This window comes from Paenibacillus macquariensis (genome assembly GCF_900156375.1).
Classification (GTDB): domain Bacteria; phylum Bacillota; class Bacilli; order Paenibacillales; family Paenibacillaceae; genus Paenibacillus_AQ; species Paenibacillus_AQ macquariensis.
This window is the reverse complement of sequence record NZ_FTNK01000031.1, coordinates 23674-30691: the sequence shown is the minus strand read 5'-3', so window position 1 is coordinate 30691 and position 7018 is coordinate 23674. Positions and strand designations below refer to the sequence as shown.

Annotated in this window: 7 protein-coding genes and 1 pseudogene; 6 read left to right on the top strand and 2 right to left on the bottom strand. The window is 37.5% G+C overall.

Annotated features, from left to right (window positions below):
* Positions 1-598: pseudogene (locus tag BW961_RS27440) on the top strand (hypothetical protein); the annotation flags it as partial.
* Positions 599-830: 232 nt separating this feature from the next.
* Here the strand turns inward: BW961_RS27440 and BW961_RS27435 are convergent.
* Entirely contained in the window at positions 831-1922 is a 1092-nt protein-coding gene (locus BW961_RS27435) for a DUF1648 domain-containing protein (RefSeq protein WP_082867733.1), read from the bottom strand.
* A gap of 637 nt (positions 1923-2559) precedes the next feature.
* On the opposite strand from BW961_RS27435, the gene BW961_RS27430 reads away from it, so the two are divergent.
* The 5 genes from BW961_RS27430 to BW961_RS27410 all read left to right on the top strand — a co-directional run bounded on the left by BW961_RS27430 (position 2560) and on the right by BW961_RS27410 (position 5971).
* Positions 2560-2742 (top strand): hypothetical protein, encoded by a 183-nt coding sequence (locus BW961_RS27430; protein ID WP_068592677.1) that lies wholly within the window; start codon positions 2560-2562, stop codon positions 2740-2742.
* 157 nt (positions 2743-2899) lie between these two features.
* Positions 2900-3400, top strand: coding sequence for a GrpB family protein (locus tag BW961_RS27425; protein WP_068592675.1), 501 nt, complete (start codon positions 2900-2902; stop codon positions 3398-3400).
* Between the two features lie 189 nt (positions 3401-3589).
* Entirely contained in the window at positions 3590-4561 is a 972-nt protein-coding gene (locus BW961_RS27420; protein ID WP_068592673.1) for a DNA/RNA non-specific endonuclease, read from the top strand.
* Between the two features lie 637 nt (positions 4562-5198).
* Positions 5199-5330, top strand: coding sequence for a hypothetical protein (locus tag BW961_RS31655; RefSeq protein WP_280175228.1), 132 nt, complete (start codon positions 5199-5201; stop codon positions 5328-5330).
* A gap of 149 nt (positions 5331-5479) precedes the next feature.
* Positions 5480-5971 carry a hypothetical protein gene (locus BW961_RS27410; RefSeq protein WP_068592668.1) on the top strand — a complete coding sequence of 164 codons (492 nt, stop codon included), beginning with the start codon at positions 5480-5482 and terminating at the stop codon, positions 5969-5971.
* A gap of 206 nt (positions 5972-6177) precedes the next feature.
* On the opposite strand, the gene BW961_RS27405 is transcribed toward BW961_RS27410, so the two are convergent.
* Positions 6178-6843: a Type 1 glutamine amidotransferase-like domain-containing protein gene (locus BW961_RS27405; protein ID WP_068592666.1), complete on the bottom strand. Its 666-nt coding sequence runs from the start codon at positions 6841-6843 to the stop codon at positions 6178-6180.
* Positions 6844-7018 lie beyond the last annotated feature (175 nt).

The window sequence follows — 7018 nt, the reverse complement described above, 5'->3', positions numbered from 1 at the left end:
GATTGGTGTGGTTTTTATCGTTTGTGTAGTGGGCGGTGTAATGGTATTCCAAAGCACGTATGCTAAAAGTACGACTAATCAAAGCCACACAAATTCTTCTAACTATCATTCTTCTAACTATCCTGAAAATGAACATGGACAGACATACGGTTCTGCTGAAGAAGCCACCTCCGTTGAAATGCTACCTGATTTAATCCATGCAGGAAGTGTGAATGGCATTAAAGGGTATTTGCTGAAAAAAGATTATCTCGGTGAACCTGGCGATGTCCCACTGTATAATGTTTATGGGAAAACCATAATTGGTTCTTTTCATATTGGCGCTAAGAATATGAACTATCCTAAAAATAAAAACGGAAAGACATATGGTTCTAGCGCAGATGCTACTTCTCCAGAAACGGAACCTGAATTAATCAGTGCTATAGGTGTGGATGGCACTGCAGGATATGTGCTGAAAAAAGCCTTAGACGGTGAGCTACCAAAATCACCCGAGGAAGCCATTACGATACAGAACAGTAGATCACCAGGTGGTCGTGATATTCCGCTGTATGACGTTGATGGTGAAACCGTAATTGGTGTGTTTCATGTTGGAGGAAAGTAATAAAAAAGTATGTTTAGTGTTCCGCTAACGGGGAACGTTAGTTCAATAACACAGCGACAGTCTAGGACTTTATTTTCTCGTCCTTGGCTGTCGCTGTTTCGATTTTTAAGTTCAGTCTAATACTTAATTCCCGATAGCTGACAACTTTATCGAAAGTAATTACAGCAATATTTAAGGATGTCAGTCTAACACTTTATTTTCTCGCAACACTAGAAGAATACTCCGGTGAGTACTAACCTCTAAGCCTTGTTACCACAACTAACAGTACAATAATTCCGAGCAAAATCAGCCAGCTTACTGGGTGACCGAAATTTAATCCCCAGCCGACTCCGAACCTTTTCTCGACGATTAGGTTTGGATCCTTACGATTGAAATAAATCATACCTAACAGCCATTTATCATCATCATGAACAGGTCTGACATTGGAGTAATCGGCAGATCGCTCCAAGCGGCTTCCGCCCTGACCAGCCCAGAACGATAAGGCGAAGCCGTATAGCATGATAAAGGCTATTATGATTAGGATAATGGGGATAGCGAAATTGATGTTAAGCAGAGATATCATGTTTAGTTGCACGACGGAAAACAGGATAACTAATAAGAAGCTTGCTGTAATCATAAAACATGACCAAGTACGGCGGAAAGTTACGTCTTGTCTAATGGAACGGTTCGGATCAGTGGGTTGAACCTGCTGCTTCACTCTGCGAATACTCCAATTCTCAAATATGAACAAAAGTGTTATGAACACTTGTATTATCGTAGGAATAAGCACAAGACTATAAGATTTAGCTGCATAGCGGTCTACGTTCCAACTACTGTTGAAATGGATCGGAATCTGATCAGGAATCTGATCGTAGTTGAGTAGCACAGTTACAATACTAACAACAATAATTAAAACATGAATGAGGAACCAATTATTAGACAAGCCACTGTTTCTTTTCCAAAAACCAGTGTCCTCTGCCATTATTGATGGTTCCTGAGCAATCGGCAGCATAGGTAGTAAACTTTTCATTTTGAAATGATAGCTAATGTTTATGACTAGGGAGATTACGACTATGGCCAGAGAATAAGTGACAATGATCCAACTTTGTTGCTTGGAATGTTCATCACCGTATATTAGGCAGATGATACAAACAATGAATAGCATGGTATGCAAGATGGCACTAATCCTAGCACATGACTTCCGCATCTGGCGCAGAGGCTCACTGTGGAATTGTACAGCGCTGACGGTGACCCCAAAACTAATCGTCTCTCTTGTTAAATAAGGCATGCTTACCATGAGTACAATGGTAGGTACAAATACAAAGATCATTACTATAACAGGCATTATCGTTATATCATTCACCTCCTCTTATACATAAGTGTGTATTCGAAATCTCTATAACCCTTATAGCATAGGCGATTCATCACTATGCCTTTTTGCGTATGATTATCCTATTAACTTAGGATAGGTAATCGACTTGAACATAAATTTAATTATAATCGATTTTAGTGACTATAAGGGTTAAATTAACAATTTATCCGGATTTTTTGCTACGCAGAGCTACTCATCTGACAACTGAATTATGGCAAAAGTCAGTGTCCGCTTCAACAATAGGAACAACACCTTCATTCTGGGGCGCTGAAAAACAGCCATTGTAAGGCTAAAGAACAGTATATATGTAGCAAGAGTAGTTTTTATCAAAATTAGATTCCTCACATATTTTTTAGGTTAGTTGTTCCCATAAATGCCCCGAATCACACAATTTTGAATCGTCGAAGGGGAGTTTTTTGCTCTGCTAACGGGACACTATAGCTCAATAAACAACCAGAACGAGGCTGCCGGCATGGATCGGTAGTCTCGTTGTGCTAACTGGCAGGATTGCTTAATAGCGGAAAGTCTTCATAAAAGTGAAAAACGAAACTTGTACATGCTACTTAGCGTTCTTATTAAATATAAAGATTTATCAGGGAGGGCAGTTATAATGGTATATCTAATGCTATTTTTAACACCGATTGTTTCCATTATCTTTTTTGTTAATTGTGTTGCTATTGCTAAGAAAATAAAAAATGGGGATGAAGACACAGCTAATAATACAGGCTGGGGTGCTGTAATGTTTGGCTATATTATTTTCATGATTATTTTGAGTGGTTTGCTAACTCAATAATAAGAACAGTAACCTGAGTTGGTTGCTGAACTAACTGGGAACTTTAGTTGAATGATACACATTAATAAGTAGGCGCTACGGTAGCCTGGTGTTTTCATTGAAGTAACTGGAAGTATTACGAAGAAAACAATGTTTATTCTATTATGGGGGATTGGATATGGAAATTGTTAATTTTTCTGAACATATTATTTTTCATGAAAAAGCAGAGAAATTATTCCTAGAACAAAAAGCATTGATAGAAGTAGTGATACCAAAAGCAGATGTTCAGCATGTGGGGAGTACAGCCATTCCAAATAGTCTAACTAAAGGTGACTTAGACATTCAAGTTCGGGTAAAGCCAGAGGAGTTTCTGTCTGCTGTTCATGCACTTTCGAAATTGTATTCTCTTAACGACGGTAGTATAAGAACGGATTCTTTTAGGGCGCTAAAGGATGATACAACTGACCCCCTTTTGGGAATTCAATTGACTGTCATTAACTCTGAGTTTGATTTGTTTTGGAAATTCCGAGATGTGTTATTGATGAACGATAGTTATAGGGTAAAATACGATGAATTAAAGAAGGACTTCGAAGGGAAAGAAATGGATGATTATCGTGTAGGTAAAAATACATTTTTCGAATGGTTAATGCAAACACCCGAATTCAAATCATTACGCTAAAGGGACACGATAGTAGAACAACAAGGAGTAGTTTGCTACGGCAGCTACTCCCTTTCTTTATTAAGCTAAAGGGCAGGATAATTCAATAGGTTATTAGTCTTTTATGGTAAGATTATAGAATAGATAAGATAAGTTAAAGTCGTCATTTTTAGAATGAACAGTATGCAACTATTATAGGAGAGTCCTAAAATGAAAAAGAAAATGAACTTTTTAATCATCTTATTTTTAACGATCATCTTTATGGTTGGTTGTACCAATGTAGAAGATACATCCAATACAGATGTAGAAACAGATTCACAAGAAGTAGTAGCCACAGTTGAAACAAATAAAAATTATGAAAAAGAAGAAACTGTCACTACGGTTGTTGAAGAACCAGTAGTAGTGGAAACGCCGAGTGTTCCTGTTGTGGAGGAAATACAATCCCCACCAAATAACGAACAGTTTCAAGGATACAAGCTTATCGAGGTTGATGGTGGTGATTTGTCTGGGCATCGCGAACCTAACATTGTTGTTGATGTTGGTTATGGGAATCGTGAATATTGGAAATTTACGAATGAATACGGGCAGCTAGTGCGTGTCGTTGCTACCGAAATTATTCTGCAAGACGACCGTAACGAAACTGTATTATCGTCTGGCAGATACTACCCAGACGAGGCAAAGGTTCCTGGTGTCGAAAGTGACGTTCTAGATGAAGGACATGTCATTGCTGATTCTCTCGGAGGTGTATCGAATGCGTATAATATTACCCCGCAGGACAGTACACTCAATCGACATGGTGATCAAGCTTATATGGAAGATGCGATACGCAAAGCAGGTGGAGCAACTAATTTTGAAGCGATTATCACATATCCGAATACAAGAACCCAAATCCCCTCAAGTTATCAGTATACCTATACTTTAAAGGGTAACGTGATCATCGATAAATTCGACAATGTGAATCCTGATGAAGTAAACGCATCACTTGGTTTAACAGGCAGTGAACCTTCTGATTCAACTAGTTCCAATACAAACGGTGATATATCCAGTGTTGATACAAACGGTAATGGAAAGGTGACGATTAAAGAAGCTAAAGCAGCCGGTTATAGTATGCCAATAACGAGTGATCACTGGTTATACCCATATATGCACGATGCTGATAAGGACGGTATGGTAGGTGAGTAAGCCCCAAGAAGTCTAGGGCAAAATAAATGAACGAAAGAACATTTTTCTCGTTGGAAGATTTATTAAGTTCATCGGGAACCGCTAACCTAACTGGCAGAATAGTTTAATACCACAGTGCAACTAACGCGCATGATAGCTCAGAATAAAATGTAACTTTATCATCAACGAAGCGTTAAGAATATAGAATGCTTTGAAAAGTACAAAACAGCTCTAATCCTTAAGGCGTTCGGACGTCTGGAATGCGCAACGTTATAAGGAATTTCAGGAAATAACATAAAAACGATATATTTGAATAACTGAAAGGAGCTTCTAGTGATTAGAGGAAACAAAAGAATAATCATATTTTTATTAGCTGCTGTGGTTTTATTCATGTTGTGGAACTCTTTTCGATCCTCGACTTTTGAAGTAATTACCGTTCAGAAGGTTGGGGAACATGAAACGACCGTAATTAATTTAAGCAATCGAGTAAGAACAATAAAAATCCCAATAGATATTTCAAAACTAGTTAAAGAGAATAACGAATACACAATATTATATGATAAAAGAATATTTGATAAACATAGACTTAGAGCAATATCTCCATAATCATTGGAAGAGCTCATTATACTTGAAGCATAGAAAGTAGGAGGTTTAATTAATGAGAACCCCTCTGAAGTGGATAAAAGTCCGACTTAACCTTAGTGATAATCCGTTTAATATCTTATATTGGCTACTACTGATTGCTATTGTATATGTTTTGGTAGCTATTTATGGAATGAGCTTTAATTGAACGTATTAATCTAAATGGGAACGCTAGTTGAATAATACACATTGATGAGCAGGAGCTACGATAGCCTGCGTTTTTCATTGAACTAACGGGCAGTTTAATGCAACAAATCCCACCTAATACACGTTAACAATATAACTGGGGGGATTAGTATGAAAAGGTTTCTTTTGGGAATAGTCATTTCATTGTTGAGCATTTCTGGTTGTGATCATAGAATGCCTGAAGAAATGCCTGAGGATTTCAACTTCTCGATCAGCTTCGGGTATGGTGAAGTGAATAAAAATGAAATAAATACCTATAACAATTCTGTTACAAAAGATTTGATTATGAAAGGTACAGCAAAGGCAGACTTCTCATTTAGCCAAGATGAAATGCAAAGTATTTATAAAAAAATGAAAGAAATAAACATTATGAGAATAAATGAATTTTCGCAGCAAGGGAACTGTGCCAAGACTCCCAGCAATACAGATAGCTGGAAAATAACTATAAATAGTGAAACAAAAACATTCTCGTGGACGGACCAGCATTGTAGTGTGAGTAACGATGAAAAATTATTATTAGACTTAAGAACATATATCCAACAGATCGTTAATGGCAAAGACGCATATAAAGCATTGCCTGAGGCGGAAGGTGGTTATGATTAAGAAAAGCAGAATGTGGATGTATTAACGCTATTGTGCTAACGGGACACGATAGTTCAATTACTAATAGGAAAAGGCAGCCAATATTATCAGCTGCCTTTTCCCCGCTAACGGGCAGTTTAGTTAGAACAAGATAAGTGGAGGTTTTATGTCGCATTTGACGCATACTGCTCACTAGTGAATTTCAAGGTCACAGCCACTCACCCTAATTAGAGCGTCTCAATCAATTTCTGAATCTTTGAGTGGGAAATTAAATATACAGGACCCATTATTTCTATTTTGCCGTCCTTTATGCGTATAGCGCTCTCCTGTTCTGCCGCATAAACATCAATCTCTTCAGACAAGGGGAACAGGTAGCCTTGAACAAACGTGGCGTAGTCGTGTTGAGAATGAGATTCATAGGCAAAATGATTAAAGCCAATCCCATCATAAATAGTACTTGTTTCAACTTCATCAGTGTTATTTAAGCTTAACCATTTTGCAGCCATGTTTAACGCACCGGCGCTGGCACCCATTATAACGGCATTGCTGTTCTTAATAACATCCGATAATTCATAATCCGTCAAAAAATCGTTCTGCAAAATAGGATCTCCACCGCATAAAAAAATGACAGAAGCGTTTTGAATGAATCGCCGGGCATCTTCCTTCTGCAAGCGGTAATCAATGAAATGATACTCATCAAAAATAATATTAGCCTGATTCAACCATGTCCATTCAGAAACATCATCAAAGTTAATTTGCTCACCTGTATAACCAGACGGATCAGCGCTAATCATAACAAGCGATTTTCTGTCTTGTATATCCTCATGCAAACAATGGACCAGCTTCTCTGGAAAAAAATTATTAAACCAACTGAAATAGTAGTGAATACTCAAACTTAATTACCTCCATATGTATTATTTACATTCATCCATTCTTAACAATAAAACATACTATACACGCTAAAAAGAGAGCGGTTCAAAAATCGAACTTTATATTACCATAACATGGAATTTGGGTATGTGAAATATTTTTCCTCGTTATCTTGCCCGTTAGATGATGCACAATACG

Excerpts from the sequence above, each read along its gene's own strand:
- BW961_RS27420 (WP_068592673.1), top strand. The coding sequence starts at position 3,590 with ATGAAAAAGAAAATGAACTTTTTAATCATCTTATTTTTAACGATCATC.
- BW961_RS31655 (WP_280175228.1), top strand. The coding sequence starts at position 5,199 with ATGAGAACCCCTCTGAAGTGGATAAAAGTCCGACTTAACCTTAGTGAT.
- BW961_RS27410 (WP_068592668.1), top strand. The coding sequence starts at position 5,480 with ATGAAAAGGTTTCTTTTGGGAATAGTCATTTCATTGTTGAGCATTTCT.
- BW961_RS27425 (WP_068592675.1), top strand. The coding sequence starts at position 2,900 with ATGGAAATTGTTAATTTTTCTGAACATATTATTTTTCATGAAAAAGCA.
- BW961_RS27430 (WP_068592677.1), top strand. The coding sequence starts at position 2,560 with ATGGTATATCTAATGCTATTTTTAACACCGATTGTTTCCATTATCTTT.
- BW961_RS27435 (WP_082867733.1), bottom strand. The coding sequence starts at position 1,922 with ATGCCTGTTATAGTAATGATCTTTGTATTTGTACCTACCATTGTACTC.